Genomic DNA, 21,086 nt, shown 5'->3' on the forward strand with positions numbered 1-21,086 from the left:
TGCAGTCAGGGGTTTTGTTTTGGGCGGTCGGAAAACGGGGAGAGAGCTGTTGGCCGTAAAAAAGATCCAGCCTGGTTAAAAGCCTTGCTCCCTGATCAACTCAATCAGTGCCCTTAACCCGGCCGGCACATGGCGCCTACCTGGGTAATAGAGGCGCAAGCAGTCAAAAGACGGCGTCCATTCCTCCAGTACGCGCACTAACGTCCCGTTCGCTAAATCGGCAGCGGCATTCCATTCCGTAAGATAGGTCAAGCCTAGTCCCGCCCTGGCAGCCTCAAGCATCAGAGTCGGATTATCCAGGGTCAAAACCCCTTGCACCTCGACAGCAAGCGCTTCGCCATGTCGCTCAAACTCCCAGTGATAGATCGCACCGCTGGGCATCCGGCTGCGAATACACTGATGGGCCCGCAGATCCATGGGACTGACGGGAACTGGGTTGAGAGCAAAATAGTCCGGGCTGCCCAATACCGAAAAACGCTGGGCCGGACTGATATCGACTGCGATCATGTCTTGAGGAACCGTACCCCCGAGCCGAATCCCCGCATCAAACCCCTGCGCGACGATATCCACCAGCCGCCCCTCAGTGACGATATCCAATTTCATCCGTGGATAACGTCGCAGATACTCCAGCAGCAACGGCATCACCTGCTTTGCCGCCCCCGCCGAGGTATTCAGGCGCAAGGTACCGCTGGGTTCCGCGCTGCGATTTCCTGCCTGTTCCAAGGCCGTGCGAATGCTCAACAGTGCAGGGGTAATGGTTTCGACAAACTCCGCGCCCACTTCAGATAACGACACGCTGCGCGTGGTGCGATTGAACAGCCTCACCCCCATCCGCGCTTCAAGCCCCGCGATAGAGTGGCTCAACGCCGATGTCGACACATTCAACTCGGTCGCCGCTGCACGAAAACTGCGATGCCGAGCCACTGCCAGCACCGCTTCCAACTCATTCAGCCCGGATGTATTCATTGTCCTGAATCGCTCATCAACTCATGCCGATTTGTACGGCTTATCAGCTTAATCATAGTGACTTACCGTAGGACGCACTAGCTCAGCGTCCCGGAGGACCTATGCAATACATCAACCAGATTTACATCAACGGCGACTTTGTGACGCCCCATGGCGAAGAGCTTTTTGACCTGTTCAACCCTGCAACAGGCCAGCGTATCGGCCAGGTTCGATTGGCAAATGAACAAGACGCCCTGGATGCCATCGCTGCCGCCAAGCGAGCTTTTACCGAGTTCTCCCATAGCTCTAAAGATGTGCGCATCGACTATCTCAAACGCCTTCACGCCGCAGTTGAATCCATTGAAGACGCACTTACCGACGCGATTATCGAGGAGTACGGCGCCCCAATATCCCGTGCGCGGTGGATGGCCAGGCATGCAGCCAGCGTCCTGCAAGATGCCGCTTCAGTACTGGAGAACTACAACTTCTCCCGACGCATTGGCATCGCCGAGGTGGTCATGCAGCCGCTGGGTGTGGCCGGCTTGATCACACCCTGGAACAGCAACGCCGGTTTTATCTGCGGCAAGCTCGCTGCGGCGTTGGCCGCCGGCTGTACCGCCGTGATCAAACCCAGTGAAATGAGCGCAATCCAGACCTCGCTAGTCACCCGCGCCCTGCATGACGCAGGCTTGCCTCCCGGTGTATTCAACATCGTCACTGGCCGTGGCGAAACCGTTGGCGCCGTGTTGAGCGCCCATCCCGACATCGCAAAAGTGTCCTTCACCGGTTCAACCGCTGTCGGCAAAACAATCCTGCGGACCGGCGCCGAGACCCTGAAGCGCGTGACCCTAGAGCTGGGCGGCAAATCACCGGTGCTGATTCTCGATGATGCGGACCTCAAGACGGCCGGGCCCATGGCCCTTCAGGCCGGTTTCATGAACAGCGGCCAGGCCTGCATCGCCGGCACTCGAATCCTGGTACCCGAAAGTCGTTTGGAAGAAATCGAAGCGCTGATGATCGACGAGGTGGGCAACGTGCAAGCCGGCGACCCTCGTGACCCAGCCACTGCGGTCGGCCCCATGGTCAGCCAAAAACAGTGGGAGCGCGTACAGCGCTACATTCAGGTCGGGATCGAGGAGGGCGCCCACCTATTGGCAGGAGGTCGCGGTTTGCCTGAGGGCATCAAAGCCGGGTGGTTCGTAAAACCAACCATATTCAGCCGGGTGACCAACCAAATGGCCATCGCCCGCGAGGAGATTTTCGGCCCAGTGCTCTCGATCATTACCTACGCAACCGAGGAAGAGGCCCTGACCATCGCCAACGACACACCCTACGGCCTCCAGGCATACATCCTGTCTTCAAATCCCGAACGCGCCCGCAGGCTGGCCAGCCGTATAGACGCTGGCCGAGTGCTGATCAATACCCTGGCCCATGAACCTCTTGCGCCGTTTGGTGGCTTCAAGCAATCGGGTATCGGCCGCGAGTACGGCACATTCGGCCTCGAAGCCTTCCTGGAGCCCAAGTCGATCCTGAGCTGATCGTCAGCATAAAAACGCATGAATAAGGTCAACGGCTCAAACCAAAGTGCATGAACAGGCTCCATTAGCACACCGTTCAGGGAAATCGATGCAAAGTGTTTCTGCATTTTTGGTATGGTGCAGCACATTTTCACAAGGACTGATTTCTCCTCCGCAGGAAGCGGCGTCGACCTTATTCAACGAGATGCTGTAGAAATGCCTGAACCAATACCGATCAAGGATCACGAAAAAGAAAACCGCCTGGTCAACAAGCGGCTGCTGGCCTGCGCGCTGCTTGTAATCGGCATTACCTGCGCCCTGGTAGGTCGGATGTACTTCCTGCAGGTGGTGCAGTACGACTACCACTCCACCATTTCCGAAAACAATCGCGTCCACGTCCTGCCGATCACACCGACCCGCGGCCTGATCTATGACCGCAACGGCGTAGTACTTGCCGACAACCGTCCCAGCTACAACCTGACCATCACCCGCGAGCGCACCACCGATCTCAAAGGAGAGCTGGACGCTATCGTCAGCCTCCTGCATCTGCCCGCCGAGGATCGCGGCGTATTTGATAAGGCGCTCAAGCAAGCCCGTCATCCCTTCGTGCCCGTCACCCTGTTCTACGAGCTGACCGAAGAGCAGATAGCCGTGCTGGCCGTCAACGAATTCCGCCTGCCGGGCGTGGATGTCGAGCCGCAATTCGTCCGCCATTACCCCCTGGGTGCGCACTTTGCCCACTCCATTGGCTACGTAGGCCGGATCAACGAAAAAGAATCCAAAGCCCTCGACTCAGTGGAGTACCGGGGCACCCAGTCCATTGGTAAAACCGGGATCGAGCGTTTCTACGAGTCCGAGTTGCATGGCCACGTCGGCTATGAAGAGGTTGAAACCAACGCCCAGGGCCGCGTCCTGCGGGTGCTCAAGCACACCGACCCGATCCCCGGCAAAAACATCGTGCTGAGCCTGGACGTCAAACTCCAGGAAGCTGCCGAAGAAGCCCTCGGCGACCGCCGTGGTTCGGTGGTTGCTCTCGACCCGGCAACTGGCGAAGTGCTGGCGATGGTCAGCAAGCCAAGTTTCGACCCGAACCTGTTTGTCACCGGCATCAGCTTCAAGGAATACGCCGCGCTGCACGACTCCCTCGACCGTCCGCTGTTCAACCGCGTGCTGCGCGGGCTCTACGCGCCGGGTTCGACGATCAAGCCGGAAGTCGCCATCGCTGGCCTCGACAGCGGCGTGGTTACCGCCCAGACCCGGGTGTTCGACCCGGGCTATTACCAACTCCCGGATTTCGACCACAAATACCGCAACTGGAACCACAGCGGTGATGGTTGGGTGGACATGGACGCAGCCATCATGCGCTCCAACGACACCTACTTCTACGACCTGGCCCACAAGCTGGGTATCGACCGCCTGCACGACTACCTGGCCGAGTTCGGCCTTGGCCAGAAAGTCTCCCTCGACATGTTCGAAGAGTCAGCCGGCCTGATGCCGTCCCAAGCCTGGAAGCGCGCTACCCGGCGCCAGCCTTGGTTCCCGGGTGAAACCGTGATCCTCGGCATCGGCCAGGGTTACATGCAGGTCACCCCGTTGCAGCTGGCCCAGGCCACTGCGCTGATCGCCAACAAGGGCGTGTGGAACCGACCGCACCTGGCCAAGACCATCAATGGCGTGCCGCCGGTGGATGAAAACCCGATGCCCAACGTGGTGCTCAAAGACCCACGCGACTGGGAGCAGGTCAACCACGGCATGCAATTGGTAATGCACGATCCACGCGGTATCGCCCGGGCGGCTGCAGCCGGTGCGCAGTACCGGATTGCTGGCAAGTCTGGTACTGCGCAGGTAGTGGCGATCAAGCAGGGCGAGCGTTACAACCGTCTCAAGACCCTGGAGCGCAACCGCGACAACGCCTTGTTCGTCGGCTTTGCCCCGGCGGAGCACCCGCGGATCGTGATTTCGGTGATGATCGAAAACGGCGAGGCTGGTGGCCGAGTGGCGGGGCCGGTGGTGCGCCAGATCATGGACGCCTGGCTGCTCGATCAGGAAGGCCACTTGAAGCTGCAATACGCAACCCCTGCCAAGGCGCCGGGTGATCCCCACGTTTGACGCCACAAGGGCATGACACCCTCATGCCCTATCCCTTTTCAAAGGTTGCGCATTGGTCGATGTCGCCTACTGTCAATACAGGAGGTGTCTCATGCACGAATCAAATGAAATCAAACGTAAAGTCCTGCTCAACGCTCCACGCCAACGGGTCTGGGAAGCACTGACCGACGCCGAGCAATTCGGCAGCTGGTTTGGCATCGCCCTCAAGGGCAAACAGTTCGCCCAGGGGCGGGCCATTGAAGCCCCCATCACCTATCCCGGTTACGAGCACGTGGTGTGGAAGGCAAGGATCGAGCGGCTTGAACCACAGACGCGGTTCTCTTTCAGCTGGCATCCCTACGCCGTAGACAAGGATGTGGATTACGACGCGGAAACCCCCACGCTGGTGGAGTTCACCCTTGAGGATCACGCCGAAGGCATCTTGTTGCGCGTGGTGGAGTCAGGTTTTGACGGGATCCCGGACGTTCGCCGCCAGAAGGCCTACAAGAAGAACTCCCGAGGCTGGGATGATCAGATGAACAACATCGAAGACTATCTGGCGAAATCCCATCAGCCGTGAGCTGATGGGGCGCCGCATTCATCAGCCTTCGTGGGCGGTGCTGATTTCCAGGGTATCGGTGTAGGTCACCAACACGCTTTGGCCGACCTTGAGGTCTTTGAGGCCGGCGCGGATTTGCGGTTTCTCCACGGTCAGCACTTTGCTCTGGCCCGCCGGGTTTTCCAGGGTTACCTGGTTTTTCGCCAGGTCAATGTGGGTGATCTTCAACTGCACCTGTACCTGGCGGAAGGCCGCACCGCCCGGGTTCGGGTTATCCGCGGTGGCGCGCAAGACGCCAGTCTTCTCGGTGGCGTCCGGTGCGCTCTTGTCGATGTCGGTGTCCAGCACGGCGGCGACCGAATGGGTCACCAGCACCTTGACCTGATCACCTGCCTTGAGATTGCCCAGGTCCTTGGCCTGGTCGCTGAGCTGCACATGCACCTTGCGGCCTTCGGCACCTTCGAGCACCACCTGATGGTTGGCGGCATCCACCTCCAGCACCTTGGTGGTCACCTCATCGGCTTCCAGCGACTTGGACAACGGGATATCGGCAGCATGTGCCGTCAGGGCACCAGCAGACAGCAGGGTTGCCAGGGCAATTGCCTGGCGAAGAGGGCGCAATACATTCATTGAGTGGACTTCCATGTGAGAGGAGCCTTGAGTCTAGTGGCGAGTTCGCGATTCGCAAATTCGCCACTGAGACGGAACGGCTACTTGATCACCACCGGATTCACCGGTGCGCCACTGCCCCCGACAATCTTCAGCGGGGCGGCGGTGTAGAGGAATTTCCACTGGCCGTCGTCCGCACAATCGGCGGCCAGTTCCTCCAGCAACACGATTTCGGTGAAGGCGATCCCCAGGTTGCGCATCAGCGCGCAATGCAGCGGAATCTGCACCCCGGACACCGGGTCGGTGATCACTTCGTTGGCGATGGTGTCGGTCACCAGGTTGGGGATTTCCATCTCGTGGAACCACTCCACCAGCTCCCGGCTGTAGGTCAGCCCCGGCTCCATCAGGTCCTTGAAGAACTCGGTCTTGCCCAGCTCATAAAACGCCCCCATGGACCCGGTGCGGATGATCAGGATGTCACGTTTTTCAATGGTCACGCCCTGGGCTTTGGCGGCGTCGAGCAGGTCCAGGTGGTTGAAGGTTTCGCCCCGGCCCAGGCACTTCTTGCCGCGATGGCGGGCCATGTCGATCAGCACCGCACGGCCCACCACGCCGCGTTCGGCAATCGCCAGCACGCTGGCCTTGGCCATGCCGCCAACGGTGGTCTGGGCGTCGTAGCCGTTCCACAGTTGATTGTCGTACCAGGCGTGGCCGAGGGCGTCGTACTGGGTCGAGCCTTGCAGCTGCATGAAGATCACGTCATCGGAATACGCCGCACCACCGGTCATGTGCGGTTGTTTGCCGAAGTGGTAATGGCTGTGGTCGAGGGTATTGAAGCGCATCGACGGGTTGCGCGCCGGCCACATCGGGTCGCCGTCGGGGTGGCCGATCTGCACTTGCAGGGTAAAGGTCTTGCCCTGGCGCACCGAGGCCACGCCCCGCAGTACTTCGGCTTCAGTCAGGTAATTGAGGGCGCCGACTTCGTCGTCCGGGCCCCATTTACCCCAGTTCTTTGGCAGGCCTTCAAGCAATTCGCGGGTGTTCGGCTCGTTCTTATTATGAAGATCACACATAGCAATTCCGGTCCCTGTGAAAGTGAGTTACACGCAGCGCCCGCCATCGACTTCAAGGCAAGTGCCGGTGATGAACGCCGCTTCGTCCGACGCCAGGTACAGGCAGGCGTTGGCCACATCTTGCGGGGTGGAAAAGCGCCCCAGGGGAATGGTCGCCATGAATTTCTGGCGGTTTTCCGGGGTGTCCGGCACGCCCATGAATTCGCTGAGCAACGCCGTGGCACCCACTACCGGGTTCACGCAGTTGACGCGGATATTGTCCGGCCCCAGCTCCGCCGCCATGGTCTTGCTCATGACCACCACTGCGCCCTTGCTGCCGTTATACCAGACCAGTCCCGGACGCGGGCGGATCGCCGCCGTCGAGGCAATATTGACGAACACGCCGCCGCCCTGGCCGCGAAAATGCGGCACAAAATGCTTGGCGCTCAAGAAGATGCTTTTGACGTTGACCGCAAACACCCGGTCGAATTCGGCTTCGTCGACTTCCAGCATCGGCCGGTTGCGGTGGGTGGTACCGGCGTTGTTGATGACGATATCGAGGCCGCCGAACTGCTCCAAAGTGCCACGCAGCAGGGCGCCCATGCTTTCATCGTTGGCCACGTTGACCTCGATGAAATGCGCATGGCCGCCGCTTTCGGCGATTTCATTGACCACCCGCTGACCGCCGACGGCGTTCATGTCGGCGACGATGACCTTGGCGCCCTGGCGCGCGAAAGTCTTGGCGATGCCCTCGCCAAACCCCGAACCGGCGCCGGTGACGATCGCGACTTTATTGGCTAAACGCATGGTGTGTTCTCCGTTCTTGTTGTTGTGAGGAATCAACCGTGTTTGATCGCAATGGTCTTCAAGGTGGTAAAGCCCAGCAGCGCCTCGAAGCCTTTTTCCCGTCCATACCCGCTGGCCTTCACGCCGCCGAATGGCAATTCAACGCCGCCACCGGCGCCATAGTTGTTGATGAACACCTGGCCACAACGCAGGGTGCGCGCCAGGCGCATTTGCCGCGCGCCATCGCGGGTCCACACGCCGGCCACCAGGCCGAACTCGGTGCCGTTGGCCAGGCGAATCGCTTCGGCTTCATCATCGAAGGGCATCACGGCCAGCACCGGGCCGAACACTTCCTGTTGCGCCAGGCGACTGTCAGGCGGCACATCGCGAAACAGCACCGCCTCCTGGAAATACCCGCCGCTGCCGGCCTCGGCCACCACCGTTCCGCGCGCGGCGACGGTGATCCCTTCCCGTTCGGCTTGACGAATAAACTCGCGCACCAGGCGCAGCTGCTTCTGATTGATCAGCGGGCCCATGTCCAGGTCCAGCGCCGAAGGCCCGGCGCGCAGTTCGCTGAAACGTTGGCTGAGGCGTGCGAGCAGGGTTTCGTAAATGCTGCGTTCCACCAGCAAACGGCTGCCGGCGGAGCAGGTTTGCCCGCAGTTCTGAATGATGGCGTTGACCAGCACCGGCAACGCTTCATCCAGGTCGGCATCGGCGAACACCAGTTGCGGCGACTTGCCGCCCAACTCCAGGGTGACCGGGCAGTGGCGTTCGGCAGCGGCTTTCGACACGGCAGTACCGGTGGCGGTGGAGCCGGTGAACGAAATGTGATCGATGCCCGGGTGTGCACACAACGCCGCGCCGGCTTCGTAGCCGTAACCGGTGACTACGTTGATCGCGCCGGCTGGAAAACCAACCTCGGCAGCGATTTCCGCCAGGCGCAGCAACGACAGGCTGGCATCTTCCGCCGGCTTGACCACGCACGCATTACCCGCCGCCAACGAGGCGCCGACGCTGCGCCCGAAAATCTGCATCGGGTAATTCCACGGGATGATATGCCCGGTCACCCCGTGGGGTTCGCGCACCGTCAACACCGTGTAGCCGGCCTGGTACGGCAGGGTTTCGCCGTGCAGTTTGTCGGCGGCACCCGCGTAGTATTCGAAATAGCGGGCAAGGGCGGTGGCATCGGCGCGGGCGACTTTCAGCGCCTTGCCGGTGTCCCGCGCCTCGATCTGCGCCAGCTCTTCATGATGTTCCAGCACCGCCACGCCAAGCTTGGCCAGCAAACGGCTGCGCTCCACGGCCGACAACCGGCCCCACGGGCCGTCGAAGGTTTCGCCGAGTGCCAGGCGCGCCGCGCTGATCGCCGCCTCGATATCGGCGGCCGTGCCACGGGCGATGCTCGAATAGGTTTCGCCGGTGCTGGGGTCGATCACCGGAATGTCTTCCAGCGAGGTCGACGCCAGCCATTGGTTGGCGATGTAATGTGCGTTGGTCATGTTCAGCTCCTGTTCCCTGCGACGCATTCGGCGATGGCGCGACCCACTTCGACAGTGCTGGCGCTGCCGCCCATTTCCCGGGTGCGCGGGCCTTCGGCAAGCACCGTTTCGATGGCGGACACGATGGCTGCCGCCGCTTCCTGATAAAGCGGATCACCGTCGCCCAGGTGCTCGATCATCAGCGCGGCCGACCAGATCTGCCCGATGGGATTGGCGACACCGAGCCCGGCAATATCCGGCGCGGAACCGTGTACCGGCTCGAACAGCGACGGGTAACGCCGCTCGGGATTGAGGTTGGCCGACGGCGCGATGCCGATGGTGCCGGTGCACGCCGGGCCGAGGTCGGAAAGGATGTCGCCGAACAGGTTGGAGGCCACCACCACATCGAACCAGTCGGGATGCTGCACGAAGTGCGCGCACAGAATGTCGATGTGGAACTTGGCGGTCTTCACGTCCGGGTAGCGCCGGGCAATTTCGTTAACCCGCTCGTCCCAGAACGGCATGGTGATCGAGATACCATTGGATTTGGTCGCCGCCACCAGGTTTTTCCGCGGGCGCTGTTGCGCCAGTTTGAAGGCGTAGTCCACCACGCGGTCCACGCCTTCGCGGGAGAAGATCGACTCCTGCACTGCGATTTCCCGCGCCGTGCCTTCCCACATGCGGCCGCCAACGCTGGAGTATTCGCCCTCGGTATTTTCCCGCACCACGATAAAGTCGATGTCCCCCGGCACGCGGCCGGCCAGTGGGCAGGGCACGCCGGGCATCAGGCGCACCGGGCGGATATTCACGTATTGATCGAACTGGCGGCGGATCTTCAGCAGCGACTCCCACACCGCAGTGTGGTCGGCAATGATGTCGGGCGCACCCACCGCGCCGAAGAAGATCGCGTCATGGCTGCCGATCTGTTCGGCCCAGTCGTCGGGCATCATCGTGCCGTGGGCCAGGTAGTGTTCGCTGCACCAGGCAAAGTGGTCGAAGTGAAAGTGAATACCGAAGCGCCGGCTGACAGCGTCCAGTACCCGCAGGCCTTCGGGCACCACTTCGCGGCCGATGCCGTCGCCGGGAATCACGGCGATGCGGTGGGTGGGGCGGGTGTGGGATTGGGACACGCCGTGTCTCCTGTCTTGTTTTTATAGGAAGGTCTGGCGGGGGCATTCTTGGCACAGCTGTGACAACAGGGGAATTGCTAATTGTGGAATCGGCCTTCGCAAAATTCGAAGGCCAAAGGTTTACGCAGGGTTGGCACTCAAGTAGTCGAACAGTGCCAGGCTCGTCAGCGACGGCTGTTCCTTGCGCATGCACAGGTACATCTGCCGGTCGGCCCAGCTGTCGTCGATTTCGATAAAGCGCAAGGCCATCTCCTTGCGGAAGATCTGCACCGCGCCCTGCGGCAACACGCCCACGCCCTGGCCGGCAGCGATCAAGCGGCACACTGCTTCGAAACTGCGCACCTGCACCCGCAGCCGCAACGGCATGCCGATCGCCGCGGCGGCTTCGGTAATCAACGGGGTGATGGCGGCGTTGTCTTCCAGGCCGACGAAGTCGTAGCCGAGCAAATCCTCGAAGCGCGCATGGCGCATTTTCAGTGGGTGGTCATTGGGCACGAGCAGGCACAGGCGGTCCTGGCAGTAGGGCTCGAACCGCAGCTCTTCGCTGGGGCGGGTGGTGACGATACCGACATCCGCCACGCCCTCGCGCACGGCCTGGAGGATCTCCCGGCTGCGCTCCTCGCGAATATCCAGGCGGATGCCCGGGTGCAAGGTGTTCCACTGGGTCAGTTGGCGCGGCAGTTCCTGGCTCATCGCCGAACTGTTGGCGTACAGGCAAACCCGGCCGGTGGCGCCCTTGGCGTAATCGGCGAGATCGGCGTGCATGCCGTCCACGGCCCGCAGGATCGATTGTGCATGCTGGGCCAATACTTCCCCGGCTGCCGTCGGTGAAACGCCGGTGGAGGTGCGGGTCAGCAGGGCGACCTTGAAGTGCTGCTCCAGCAGCGACAGGCGTCGGCTGGCGGCAGAGAGGGAGAGATGGGATTGCTCGGCCGCCCGGGACAGGTTGCCCAGCTTGACCGCCTTGAGGAACAGCTCGATGGAAGTGAGGTCGGGGGACATGCCGGGGTCCTTGTGCGCAGTGGTTGGGAAACTACGCAGTTGGCGTTCGGCTGTCCAATGTCCGGCAAATAACCCGGGTGCAGGCAGATCTGCTTTCTGTAGGAGCTGGCTTGCCTGCGATAGCATCACCGAGGTGCATCTGACACACCGAGGTGCCTGCATCGCAGGCAAGCCAGCTCCTACATTGACTAGGGTTAGAAGTCGATACTGGCCGACAGCTTGGCCACGCGCGGGTCACCTTGGGTCAGGTAGCCGCCGAGTGCCGATTCCCAGTACTTGGTATTGGCGACGTTCTCCACAGTGGCGCCGAGGGTGACGTCTCGCTGGTCCACCTTGAAGGTGTAGCGGGCGCCCACGTCGAAGCGGTTCCAGGCGGGCAGGCTGAGGTTGTTGGCCGCGTCGGCATATTGGCCGCCGGTGCGCAGCATCCGTCCGTTGACTGTCACGCCTTGCAGGCCTGGTACATCCCAGTCCACGCCGGCATTCAGTTGGAAGGTCGGTACGCCGATGGCGCGGTTGCCGTCGTTGGCGCCGTTCTGGGTGCCGTGGACTTCGGTGTGGATGATGGTTGCGCCGCCCAGCAGGCGCAGGCCGGCGATCGGTTCACCGAACACGTTGAGCTCAACGCCTTTGTTGACTTGCTCGCCCTGGCGAACATAGGTGGCGCTCAAGCCGTCGGCGCTGAGTTGTGAGTAACCGTCAGTTGGTTGCTCGATGCGATACACACCCAGGGTTGCGCCATAGGTACCCATGTCGAGCTTGACCCCGGCTTCGGTCTGTTTCGAGCGCGCCGGGGCATAGGCCTGGCCGGCATTGGTGATGGGCGCGGTGCCGGCGTTCTGAGGTGCGGTCGGGCCCTGGGCCAAGCCTTCGATATGGTTGGCATAGAACGACACGTGGTCCCACGGCTTGAACACCAGGCCGTACACCGGTGTGGTGATCGACTTGTCGTAATTGGCGTTACGTGGGCCCGACCCGTAGGCATACCCTTGGACCACCAGTTCCTGGCGGCGCAACCCGGCGGTCACCAGCAAGCGATCATCCATAAAGCCCAGGGTGTCCGAGACCGCTGCACTGCGGGCGAAGGTCTTGGCGGTGATGCCCGGATCGTTCAGGTCGCCGCCGACGAAACTGCCCTTGACCGGTTCGGCAACGTCCACCGGGTTATAGATATTGCTGGCGTGGCCGTTGAGGTCGAAGTCATAGGCGTTGCGCGTCTGGGCCCAGATCCCGGTCAACCCGAAGTTCAGTTTGTGGCTGACAGCGCCGGTCTGGAACTTGCCATTCAAGCCCGCCATCAGGCTGGTGTTGTCTTCCTGATGGGCGATGCGCGAGCCGCTGACGGTGGCATTGCCCAGGGTGTCATTCAACGTGACCGAGGAGTAACGGCCAATCTCGTTGGTGTGCTTGGCGCCGCCCGCGATGTAGGCGGTCCAGTTGTCGTTCAGGTCGTACTCGGCGCGCAACATGCCGAAAGTGTCTTCCAGGCTGCTGGTGCCCCAGCTCGGCGCGTAGTTGGTGTCGGCCGAAGGCGCGTTGGGGATATGGGTCAGGTTCTGGCCGAGCAACACGGTGTTGCGCCCGCCATTGATCTGCTGTTTCGAGTAGACAAAGTCTCCCGACAAACGCAGCGCATCACCGCGATAGTCCAGGCCAACCGCAAACAGCTTCGAACGCTGGCTCTCGTCATCGATCCCGGTGTCGCCTTCGCGCTGGGAAATATTCACCCGTGCGCCAAAACGATTGTCCTCGCCAAAACGTTGCCCGATATCCAGGTGCTCGCCGACCCGGCCATCGCTGCTGATGTCGGTGCTGAAACGCCGCAACGGCACATCATCGGCGCGCTTGGGTTGCAGGTTCACACCGCCGCCAATCCCGGAGCCGCCGGGCGTCACGCCGTTGATAAAGGCGTTGGGGCCCTTGAACACTTCAACCCGCTCCAGGGCGTCGGTGGACATGATCTGGCGCGGCAGGATGCCGTACAGACCGTTGAACGAAATGTCATCGCCGTTCAGCGGCAGGCCACGGATCACAAAGGCCTGGGCCTGGTTCGCGTACCCCGACGCCTGGCGCACGGACGAATCGTTGAGCAGCACATCGCCGACGTTCTCGGCCTGCTGGTCACGGATCAATTTTTCGGTGTAGGAAGACATGCTGAAGGGCACGTCCATGATGTCCTGGTTGCCCAGCACCCCCAGTTGCCCGCCGCGGGCGACCTGGCCGCCGGCGTACACCGGGGGCAGGGCGTTGGGCGTGGCCGCGTCGGCGCTGATGGTGGTAGCACCCAGTTCCAGAGCCTTGCCGTCCTGACTGTTGTTCGCATCCTGCGGGGTTTCTGGAGTGGCGGCGTGAGCGGCGAGGCTCAGGGAGCAGCAAAGGGCGAGCAGGGTAGGGCGAAACGGCACAGCCAAACGGGTGGAAGTGGGCATGGTCAATCCTGACGGCGAACCGTCAATGTGAGGAAAAGGGCAACAACGTTGCGCGTCCTCGCTGCGCGGATACGACTCCGGTGCGAATGATAGTAATTGTCATTAATGTTCTGCAACAAGTTTGTGAGATTACTCTCTCCGTATACGTAGGCCATTTCGGTTAAATCGCCGCGCCGTGGCACAGGCCGAGTAGAATCACGCCCTGAAAGTGATTCTTGAGGTGTGGCAAGGTGGATTTACAGCAGGGGTTTGTCCTGACCCGGCATTGGCGCGACACCCCGGCGGGCACGGAGGTCAGCTTTTGGCTGGCTACCGATCAAGGCCCCAGGTTCGTGCGCTTGCCGGTGCAGACCTCCGTGATGTTCATCCCGCAAGCCCATCGCAAGCCGGCCGAGCTGCAGCTCAAGGGCGAGCGCGGTATCGAGTTGCGTGACCTGGCGCTCTGCGACTTCCACCATCGCCCGGTGCTGGGCCTCTACACCAAACAGCATCGCCAATTGATGGACCTGGAAAAGCGCCTGCGTCGAGCCGGCATCGACGTCTACGAAGGCGATGTGCGCCCGCCCGATCGCTACATGATGGAGCGCTTCATCACCGCGCCGGTGTTGTTCGGCGGCAAAGCGGGCGAGGGCGGCATGCTGGTGGAGGCGCAGATGAAACCCGCGCCGGATTACCGCCCGCCCCTCAAGCTGGTGTCGCTGGACATCGAGACCACCGCCCAGGGCGACCTGTATTCCATCGCCCTGGAAGGTTGCGGCGAGCGCCAGGTGTACATGCTCGGCCCGCCCAACAACACCGATGCGGTGGACTTCAAGCTCGACTACTGCGACACCCGCGCCGAACTCCTCGAACGCCTGAATGTGTGGCTCGCCACCCATGACCCCGACGCGATCATCGGCTGGAACCTGGTGCAGTTCGACCTGCGCTTGCTGCACGAACACGCGCAACGCCTGAACGTGCCGCTGCTGCTGGGCCGTGGCGGCGATGCCATGGGCTGGCGCGAGCACGGCAGCCGCAATCACTACTTCGCGGCAGCGGCCGGGCGGTTGATCATCGATGGCATCGAAGCCTTGCGCTCGGCCACCTGGAGTTTCGAATCCTTCAGCCTGGAAAACGTCGCCCAGACCTTGCTCGGTGAAGGTAAATCGATCTCCACGCCGTACCAGCGCATGGACGAAATCAACCGCATGTTCGCCGAGGACAAGCCCGCGCTGGCACGCTACAACCTCAAGGACTGCGAGCTGGTCACGCGGATTTTCGAGAAGACCGAGCTGCTGAAATTCCTCCTCGAACGAGCCAGCGTCACCGGCTTGCCGGCAGACCGCAACGGCGGTTCGGTGGCAGCGTTCACGCACCTGTACATGCCGCTGATGCACCGCCAGGGTTTCGTCGCGCCGAACCTGGGAGACAAACCACCCCAGGCCAGCCCCGGCGGGTTTGTCATGGATTCGCGCCCGGGCCTCTACGAGTCGGTGCTGGTGCTTGACTACAAAAGCCTCTACCCGTCGATCATTCGCAGCTTTCTGATCGACCCGGTGGGCCTGATCGAAGGCCTGCGCCACCCCGAAGACAGCGAGTCGGTGGAAGGCTTTCGCGGTGCGCGGTTTTCCCGCACCCGGCATTGCCTGCCGTCGATTGTCGCGCGGGTTTCCGAGGGCCGCGAAGTGGCCAAGCGCGAACACAACGCGCCGCTGTCCCAAGCGCTGAAGATCATCATGAACGCCTTCTACGGCGTACTCGGATCCAGTGGTTGCCGCTTCTTCGACACGCGACTGGCATCGTCCATCACCCTGCGCGGCCACCAGATCATGCGCCAGACCCGCGAGCTGGTCGAAGCCCGGGGTTATGAGGTGATCTACGGCGATACCGACTCGACTTTTGTCTGGCTCGGCAGCCCCCATTCCCAGGAAGACGCGACGCGCATCGGCCTGGACCTGGTGCAGCACGTCAACACCTGGTGGCGCGAGCGGCTGCAGAATGAGTTCGGCCTGCAAAGCGCCCTGGAACTGCAATACGAAACCCACTTCAGCCGCTTCCTGATGCCGACCATTCGTGGTGCGGAAGAGGGCAGCAAAAAGCGCTACGCCGGGCTGGTCACCCGTGCCGACGGCAGCGAAGAAATGGTCTACAAGGGCCTGGAAACCGTACGCAGCGACTGGTCGCCCCTGGCCCGGCAATTCCAGCAGGAACTCTACCAGCGCATCTTCCACCGCCAGCCCCACCAGGATTATGTGCGCGACTACGTACGTCGCACCTTGAGCGGCGAGCTCGACGACCTGCTGATCTACCGCAAGCGCCTGCGCCGGCAACTGGGTGACTACGAGCGCAACGTACCGCCCCACGTGCGCGCCGCGCGGCTGGCCGACGAATACAACGACCGCCAGGGCCGCCCGCGCCAGTACCAGAACGGTGGCTGGATCAGCTACGTGATCAGCGTCAACGGCCCCGAACCGCTGGAAGTGCGCCAGGCACCGATCGACTACGACCACTACGTCACCCGGCAACTGCAACCGGTGGCGGACGCGATCCTGCCGTTTGTAAACGATGACTTCGGCACCCTGGTGGGCGGCCAGATGGGCTTGTTCTAAAACGGCTTGCCTTGAGGTGGCGAGAGCCTGCAATCTTGGCCACTGACGACCACCAGACAGCGCAGCCCTCCCATGACTGAAATCACCCTGACCGGCACCACGGTCGAACTCCGGCCCCTGCAACGCGAACACGCCACCGCGCTGGTACAGGCTGCTGCCGACGGGCAGTTGTGGAACCTCAAGGTCACCAACGTGCCGGGGCCCGACACCGTCGAAAAGTACGTGGACATTGCCCTGGCCGGGCGTGAGGCGGGCACCGTGATGCCGTTTGTCATCGTGCGCCGCGACACCGGTGAAGTGGTGGGCAGCACCCGGTTCTGGAAAGTCGACCGGGTCAACCGCAAGCTGGAGATCGGCCACACCTTTATCAGCCAGTCGGTGCAGAAGTCCGGGGTCAACACCGAGGCCAAGCTGTTGCTGCTGACCTACGCGTTTGAAGTGATGGAGTGCGTGCGGGTGCAGTTCACCACCGATGAACTCAACGAAAAATCCCGGGCCGCGATCCTGCGCCTCGGCGCGGTACAGGAAGGGATCGTGCGCCACGAGCGCATCATGCCCGATGGCCGCAAGCGCAACTCGGTGCGCTTCAGCATCATTGATCCGGAATGGCCACAGGTGAAGGCGGGGTTGCAAGCCAGGCTGGCTCGCTAGGGCTTATGGCTCAGCTCTTCCACCAACTCATCCATCCGGTCGGCAATTTTCGGCGTGGTCGACAGCACAAAGCCTTTTTGCGTGCCCACATAGGTCTCGACGATGTACAGCGTGTCGCCCACATCCAGCCCCAGTTCCTGCAAGGCTTCGTCTGGCAGGCGGATGGCGCCGTCGCCGTCCCAGTCTTCGATCGTGACGCGTTTGCTGTGCATGATGGCTTCCCGTTGAACGAATGAACGGCCTAGCCTAACACCTCAATCCACTGCCAGGAGGCTTGGCACTGTGTACACCCTTTACGGAACCCAAGGCACCGGCTCGTGCATCATCGAAATTGCCCTGCAGCGTTGCGGTGTCGAGTGGTGCCAGGTCGACGCCTGCTCCTGGGAAGACCGCGTGGGCAACGAGGCGTTGGTGCGAATCAACCCGCTCAAGCAAATCCCTACCCTGCAACTGCCCAATGGCAGCGTGTTGACGGAAAGCGCGGCGATCCTGATTCACCTGGGCCTGCAGTTTCCCGCCTCAGGGCTGCTGCCCGAGGAGCCCGCCCAAGTCATTCGCGGCCTGGTGTACATCGCCGCCAACTGTTACTCGGCGATTGGCATCATCGACTATCCGGAACGCTGGACCGACAGCCTCGATGCGCAGCGGCATGAACAGCTGATCAGCGGCACCCGTCGCCGCCTGCATGGGGCCTGGGAAGTGTTTGCCGATCAATTTGCCGAGCAACTGTTCACCCCGGCGCAGGTTCCGAATGCACTGGCGATCATGGCTGCGGCGGTGTCGCGTTGGGCAGGCGGGCGGGACGCGCTGCACCAGTCGCGGCCTGAGTTTGCCCGGGTGCTGGCGCAGGTGGATGCCCACCCAAACGTAGCGCCGGTATTTGCCCGGCATTGGCCGTCGTGAGCATCCGCAATCAAAAGAAACAATGAGGCGTAAGGTGGCTAAACGCCTTGCGTCGCGGGCGTCCTGACCTACGCTTTCTGAAGTTGTTGTAGGAATCATCCTTGAATTTGACTGTCGCAGACATGAAACTCAAGAACCCTGCATGGAATTCAAAGGAGGTGTGCATGCTCATCCGGTCGCTGACCCTGGCTACCCTGATGGCTTTTACGGGGCCGCTGTTGGCCGCGGATGATCTCAATCCGCTCAAGCAGGACCTGGGCAAGTCCCGCCCGTTGGTGGTGGTGGAGCTCGACTCCGGCAACCCGACGTTGGCCACCCTCAAGAAACAGCTGGACGAGCCTGCCAACAAGCAGTCCTTTGAAGAGCGCAACATGGTGCTGTACACCGTGTCCTTTGGCAGCATCGGCGCTGAAGGCGAGAAGTTCGCCAAGGACGCGAAGGACAACAAGAAGCTCGCGCCGCCGGAAACCAACGCGCTGATCCGCGCACTCAAGCTGGGCGCCGGCAGTGGTACCAAGGTGATCCTGGTGGGCAAGGACGGCGAGAAAAAACTCGAGAAGACCGTGCCACCCGACACCCTCAGCCTGGCGGATTTCTTCAGCGCGATTGATCAGATGCCCCAGGCTGAAAAGGAGCTTGCCGCCCCGGCCGAACCGGAACCGGCTGCCCCTGCAGCTGGCAAGCCTGGCGCCAAGGCGGGCAAAAACACCAAGCATCCAGCGCCACAACCGGCACTGGATGATTGAGCGTTTTTCTGTAGGCGCTGGCTTGCCTGCGATAGCATCACCTCGGTAATTCAGGCACACCGCGGTGATGCCATCGCAGGCAAGCCAGCTCCCACATCACGCCTCAAGCTCCAGGCTTTTCACCGGCCACCGCCGGTGCCTTGCGCACCGGGAACGGGAAGTAGAAAAACCGCAGGAACGCCACCCGCTTGATCACCTCGCCGATCATCAACGGCACCACCACCGCCACCACCAGCCCGATGCTCGCCGACAGCAGCGGATGCAGCCCGAACCGTTCCATCAAGTCCACCGTCTTGTGTTGAATTTCCCCGTGGAAGATCAACAGAATCAACGTTGACTGCCCGATGTACGTCATCGCCCGCGTCAGCAGCCCCGAGACCATCATCACCCCGGCCAGCGCCCAGCATACATACACGCCGATCACCGCCAGCAAACTGGTCCACAGCCAGTGGTCGTAACGCCGCTGTGCCAGGTCCATGGTGTCCCAGCTGTAGATGAACACCACCGCAAACAACGCCATGGCGCCCAGTAGCGTCAGCAACGAACTCTGGTGGCGACGCAGCACGTCCCGCAGCAGGTAACCAAAGATGAAATAGGTACTGCTGATCAACGTCACATCAATGCTGAACGGCAGCCCCGGCATCGTCCAGGTCTGCCCGCCGACGGTCACCGGCACCTGCCAGAACCACGGCAGGGTCCAGATCCCGAGCATCAATTGCAGGGTGATCACCACGCAGCTCATGGCCAGCGACAAGCCTAGGCGCTGCATCAGCCGCAACATCACCCAGCCGAACAGAATCGCCACCCAGAAGTGCGGCAGGAACCACAGCGCCTGCCATGGAATGGTGTCCACCGAGGCATACAGCACGCCGCCGATGTCCGGCAGCAGTGCCTGGCCGCGCAGCAGGTCGCGGATCAGGATGTACACCAGCATGGTGAAGAAGAACGGCTTGAGCAGTGCATCGGCCTTGCGCACCGCCATCTCGACAAAGGGTTGTTCAGGCTTGAAGAACACCCCGGAGAGAAAGAAGAACAACGGCAGGATAAATACCGCCAGCAGCGGGTACAGCAAGTCCAGGGAACTGGCGACAAACCAGCTGTGCCCGAACACGATGATCAGGATGCCAATGCCCTTGGCAATATCCATTTGAATCCAGCGTTTTTTCACCTGACTGCTCCCACTCTATAAATCTGCCTTGCGCCACGGCTTGAGCCACAGGCCCATGCCCAGCAACACCACGGCCCCCGCCAGGGTGCTCAACCCCAGCTGAAGCCAAATACCTTGAACCCGAAACAACACCAACGCCGCCAAGCCCATCACCAGCCCACTCAGCAACCAGTGCCCCTTCCAGGGCAGGGCGCCGAGCAAGGCCTGGCGTTGCATCAGCAGCAACGCGGTGCACAACACCCCGGCGAGGGCGGCCAGCGGAATGCCCGCCAGGCCAAACACAAACGGCAGCGCAGCCAGCAGCAGCACGTTCACCAGGCTGCCCAGCAACTCGCAGCGCAGCGGTTGGCGGGTGTCGCCGGCGGCGTAGGCATAACGCGCCAACAGGGCGTTCCAGGCGCCGAACACCAGCGGCACGGCAAACCAGGCCAGCAACAGCGGCAACGGCGAATCCACCGACTGCTTGGGCAGCAGCAACGCCACCAGGCTCGGCGCCGCGGCCACCAGGCCGACGCCTGCGGGCAAGGTCAGCAGGCTGGCGGTTTCCAGGCCACGCTTGAGCAGGGCCAGGCGCTCGTCGCCCTGGCGCCGGCTCATCATGCCCAGCAGCACCTGGTTGAGGCTCATCAGGGCAATCAACGGCAAGTTCATCAGCTTGCGGGCCAGGTTGACCCAGGTCACCGCACCTTCACCCAGCAAGGACGCCACCAGCCGTTCAATCAACGCCAAACCCTGGCTGGCGCCGTTGCTTAAAAGCAGCGGGCCTATGCGTGCGCCCAGCTCGCGCAATTCCAATGTCGAAGCCCGCAGCCGCCACGGCCGCCAGCCCAGGCGCAGCATCGACGGCAACAGCGCCAGGGGCATCAGCAGGCTGCCGGTGAGGCAGGCCAACGCCAGCGAGTGCGGTTGCGTGGCGGTGCCGGCGAGGGCGAGGTAGGTCACCGGCGGCAGGTTGAACAGCAACGAGCCGAGCCCCGCGACCACAAAGCGCTCGCTGGCCTGCAGCGGAATACTGAACAGCGCATGCAGCATCAGCCCCGGCACACTCCAGGCGAGAATCTGCAAGTTGCTGCTGGCGAGGCTGGTGGCCGTCGCCGCCAGCCCCGGGCCGAGCAGTTGCACCAGCCATGGCGCCAGCAACGTCAGCAGCAGGCTGGTCACCAGGGCGATCAGCAACAGCGCCGGGAACACCACCGCCAGCCAGTCCAGGCGCTCGCCTTCCTTGCGTTGCAGGTACAGCGGCAGGGCGGCGGCACTCAGCACACCCCCGGCCAGGGACATGCGTAACGCTTCGGGCAAGAACAGCGCGATCAGGAACGCATCGCTGCGCTCGCCCGCACCCCACGCCGCCACCAGCAACCACTCACGGGCAAACCCGAGGCACAGCCCCAGCAAGGTTGCCAGGGTCAACCAGAACGCCGATCCGAGCATG

The 21,086-nt window shown here is 62.1% G+C and carries 18 protein-coding genes; 7 read left to right on the forward strand and 11 right to left on the reverse strand.

Annotated features, from left to right (window positions below; all coding sequences use genetic code 11):
• Nucleotides 1-75: 75 nt before the first annotated feature.
• The gene (locus HX818_RS18895) at nucleotides 76-966 is read right to left on the reverse strand and encodes a LysR family transcriptional regulator (protein WP_003208253.1); all 891 of its coding nucleotides are present in this window, start codon (nucleotides 964-966) and stop codon (nucleotides 76-78) included.
• A gap of 101 nt (nucleotides 967-1,067) precedes the next feature.
• Here HX818_RS18895 and HX818_RS18900 point away from each other — a divergent pair, with 101 nt between their 5' ends.
• The 3 genes from HX818_RS18900 to HX818_RS18910 all read left to right on the forward strand — a co-directional run bounded on the left by HX818_RS18900 (nucleotide 1,068) and on the right by HX818_RS18910 (nucleotide 5,130).
• Nucleotides 1,068-2,483 (forward strand): aldehyde dehydrogenase family protein, encoded by a 1,416-nt coding sequence (locus HX818_RS18900; RefSeq protein WP_177020544.1) that lies wholly within the window; start codon nucleotides 1,068-1,070, stop codon nucleotides 2,481-2,483.
• A 195-nt stretch (nucleotides 2,484-2,678) separates the two neighbouring features.
• Nucleotides 2,679-4,571 carry a penicillin-binding protein 2 gene (mrdA, locus tag HX818_RS18905; protein ID WP_177020545.1) on the forward strand — a complete coding sequence of 631 codons (1,893 nt, stop codon included), beginning with the start codon at nucleotides 2,679-2,681 and terminating at the stop codon, nucleotides 4,569-4,571.
• Nucleotides 4,572-4,662: 91 nt separating this feature from the next.
• Entirely contained in the window at nucleotides 4,663-5,130 is a 468-nt protein-coding gene (locus HX818_RS18910) for an SRPBCC family protein (protein ID WP_003208248.1), read from the forward strand.
• 21 nt (nucleotides 5,131-5,151) lie between these two features.
• Here the strand turns inward: HX818_RS18910 and HX818_RS18915 are convergent, their stop codons facing one another.
• The 7 genes from HX818_RS18915 to HX818_RS18945 form a co-directional block, all read right to left on the reverse strand.
• On the reverse strand, nucleotides 5,152-5,739 hold the full coding sequence (locus tag HX818_RS18915) for a hypothetical protein (protein WP_177020546.1): 588 nt from the start codon (nucleotides 5,737-5,739) through the stop codon (nucleotides 5,152-5,154).
• Nucleotides 5,740-5,819: 80 nt separating this feature from the next.
• Nucleotides 5,820-6,791 (reverse strand): cyclase family protein, encoded by a 972-nt coding sequence (locus tag HX818_RS18920; RefSeq protein ID WP_087695324.1) that lies wholly within the window; start codon nucleotides 6,789-6,791, stop codon nucleotides 5,820-5,822.
• A 27-nt stretch (nucleotides 6,792-6,818) separates the two neighbouring features.
• Nucleotides 6,819-7,577 (reverse strand): SDR family oxidoreductase, encoded by a 759-nt coding sequence (locus HX818_RS18925; RefSeq protein WP_008434578.1) that lies wholly within the window; start codon nucleotides 7,575-7,577, stop codon nucleotides 6,819-6,821.
• A gap of 32 nt (nucleotides 7,578-7,609) precedes the next feature.
• The gene (locus HX818_RS18930; protein ID WP_177020547.1) at nucleotides 7,610-9,058 is read right to left on the reverse strand and encodes an aldehyde dehydrogenase family protein; all 1,449 of its coding nucleotides are present in this window, start codon (nucleotides 9,056-9,058) and stop codon (nucleotides 7,610-7,612) included.
• Between the two features lie 2 nt (nucleotides 9,059-9,060).
• On the reverse strand, nucleotides 9,061-10,167 hold the full coding sequence (locus HX818_RS18935; RefSeq protein WP_003208239.1) for a tartrate dehydrogenase: 1,107 nt from the start codon (nucleotides 10,165-10,167) through the stop codon (nucleotides 9,061-9,063).
• A gap of 120 nt (nucleotides 10,168-10,287) precedes the next feature.
• Nucleotides 10,288-11,169 carry a LysR family transcriptional regulator gene (locus HX818_RS18940; RefSeq protein WP_003208237.1) on the reverse strand — a complete coding sequence of 294 codons (882 nt, stop codon included), beginning with the start codon at nucleotides 11,167-11,169 and terminating at the stop codon, nucleotides 10,288-10,290.
• 194 nt (nucleotides 11,170-11,363) lie between these two features.
• A complete protein-coding gene (locus HX818_RS18945; protein WP_102369592.1) occupies nucleotides 11,364-13,598 on the reverse strand; it encodes a TonB-dependent siderophore receptor in 2,235 nt (744 codons plus the stop codon).
• Between the two features lie 230 nt (nucleotides 13,599-13,828).
• On the opposite strand from HX818_RS18945, the gene HX818_RS18950 reads away from it, so the two are divergent.
• Nucleotides 13,829-16,186: a DNA polymerase II gene (locus HX818_RS18950; RefSeq protein WP_177020548.1), complete on the forward strand. Its 2,358-nt coding sequence runs from the start codon at nucleotides 13,829-13,831 to the stop codon at nucleotides 16,184-16,186.
• Between the two features lie 72 nt (nucleotides 16,187-16,258).
• Nucleotides 16,259-16,837, forward strand: a complete 579-nt coding sequence (locus HX818_RS18955; RefSeq protein WP_087695329.1) for a GNAT family N-acetyltransferase — start codon at nucleotides 16,259-16,261, stop codon at nucleotides 16,835-16,837.
• On the opposite strand, the gene HX818_RS18960 is transcribed toward HX818_RS18955, so the two are convergent.
• Nucleotides 16,834-17,049 carry an AbrB/MazE/SpoVT family DNA-binding domain-containing protein gene (locus tag HX818_RS18960; RefSeq protein ID WP_003208231.1) on the reverse strand — a complete coding sequence of 72 codons (216 nt, stop codon included), beginning with the start codon at nucleotides 17,047-17,049 and terminating at the stop codon, nucleotides 16,834-16,836. The two genes, HX818_RS18955 and HX818_RS18960, sit on opposite strands and share 4 nt — an antisense overlap.
• A gap of 70 nt (nucleotides 17,050-17,119) precedes the next feature.
• Here HX818_RS18960 and HX818_RS18965 point away from each other — a divergent pair, with 70 nt between their 5' ends.
• On the forward strand, nucleotides 17,120-17,740 hold the full coding sequence (locus HX818_RS18965; protein ID WP_177020549.1) for a glutathione S-transferase: 621 nt from the start codon (nucleotides 17,120-17,122) through the stop codon (nucleotides 17,738-17,740).
• A gap of 164 nt (nucleotides 17,741-17,904) precedes the next feature.
• A complete protein-coding gene (locus HX818_RS18970; RefSeq protein ID WP_177020550.1) occupies nucleotides 17,905-18,486 on the forward strand; it encodes a DUF4174 domain-containing protein in 582 nt (193 codons plus the stop codon).
• Between the two features lie 103 nt (nucleotides 18,487-18,589).
• Here the strand turns inward: HX818_RS18970 and HX818_RS18975 are convergent, their stop codons facing one another.
• The gene (locus HX818_RS18975) at nucleotides 18,590-19,654 is read right to left on the reverse strand and encodes an acyltransferase family protein (protein WP_003208223.1); all 1,065 of its coding nucleotides are present in this window, start codon (nucleotides 19,652-19,654) and stop codon (nucleotides 18,590-18,592) included.
• Between the two features lie 15 nt (nucleotides 19,655-19,669).
• Nucleotides 19,670-21,085 (reverse strand): murein biosynthesis integral membrane protein MurJ, encoded by a 1,416-nt coding sequence (gene murJ / locus HX818_RS18980; protein ID WP_177020551.1) that lies wholly within the window; start codon nucleotides 21,083-21,085, stop codon nucleotides 19,670-19,672.
• Nucleotide 21,086 lies beyond the last annotated feature (1 nt).

Source organism: Pseudomonas sp. F9001 (assembly GCF_013385435.1).
In the GTDB taxonomy this organism is placed as follows: Bacteria; Pseudomonadota; Gammaproteobacteria; order Pseudomonadales; family Pseudomonadaceae; genus Aquipseudomonas.

Bases quoted from the DNA above. Each gene is read 5' to 3' on its own strand.
- HX818_RS18895 (WP_003208253.1), bottom strand. From the start codon at position 966: ATGAATACATCCGGGCTGAATGAGTTGGAAGCGGTGCTGGCAGTGGCT.
- HX818_RS18900 (WP_177020544.1), top strand. From the start codon at position 1,068: ATGCAATACATCAACCAGATTTACATCAACGGCGACTTTGTGACGCCC.
- mrdA (WP_177020545.1), top strand. From the start codon at position 2,679: ATGCCTGAACCAATACCGATCAAGGATCACGAAAAAGAAAACCGCCTG.
- HX818_RS18910 (WP_003208248.1), top strand. From the start codon at position 4,663: ATGCACGAATCAAATGAAATCAAACGTAAAGTCCTGCTCAACGCTCCA.
- HX818_RS18915 (WP_177020546.1), bottom strand. From the start codon at position 5,739: ATGAATGTATTGCGCCCTCTTCGCCAGGCAATTGCCCTGGCAACCCTG.
- HX818_RS18920 (WP_087695324.1), bottom strand. From the start codon at position 6,791: ATGTGTGATCTTCATAATAAGAACGAGCCGAACACCCGCGAATTGCTT.
- HX818_RS18925 (WP_008434578.1), bottom strand. From the start codon at position 7,577: ATGCGTTTAGCCAATAAAGTCGCGATCGTCACCGGCGCCGGTTCGGGG.
- HX818_RS18930 (WP_177020547.1), bottom strand. From the start codon at position 9,058: ATGACCAACGCACATTACATCGCCAACCAATGGCTGGCGTCGACCTCG.
- HX818_RS18940 (WP_003208237.1), bottom strand. From the start codon at position 11,169: ATGTCCCCCGACCTCACTTCCATCGAGCTGTTCCTCAAGGCGGTCAAG.
- HX818_RS18945 (WP_102369592.1), bottom strand. From the start codon at position 13,598: ATGCCCACTTCCACCCGTTTGGCTGTGCCGTTTCGCCCTACCCTGCTC.
- HX818_RS18955 (WP_087695329.1), top strand. From the start codon at position 16,259: ATGACTGAAATCACCCTGACCGGCACCACGGTCGAACTCCGGCCCCTG.
- HX818_RS18960 (WP_003208231.1), bottom strand. From the start codon at position 17,049: ATGCACAGCAAACGCGTCACGATCGAAGACTGGGACGGCGACGGCGCC.
- HX818_RS18970 (WP_177020550.1), top strand. From the start codon at position 17,905: ATGCTCATCCGGTCGCTGACCCTGGCTACCCTGATGGCTTTTACGGGG.
- murJ (WP_177020551.1), bottom strand. From the start codon at position 21,085: ATGCTCGGATCGGCGTTCTGGTTGACCCTGGCAACCTTGCTGGGGCTG.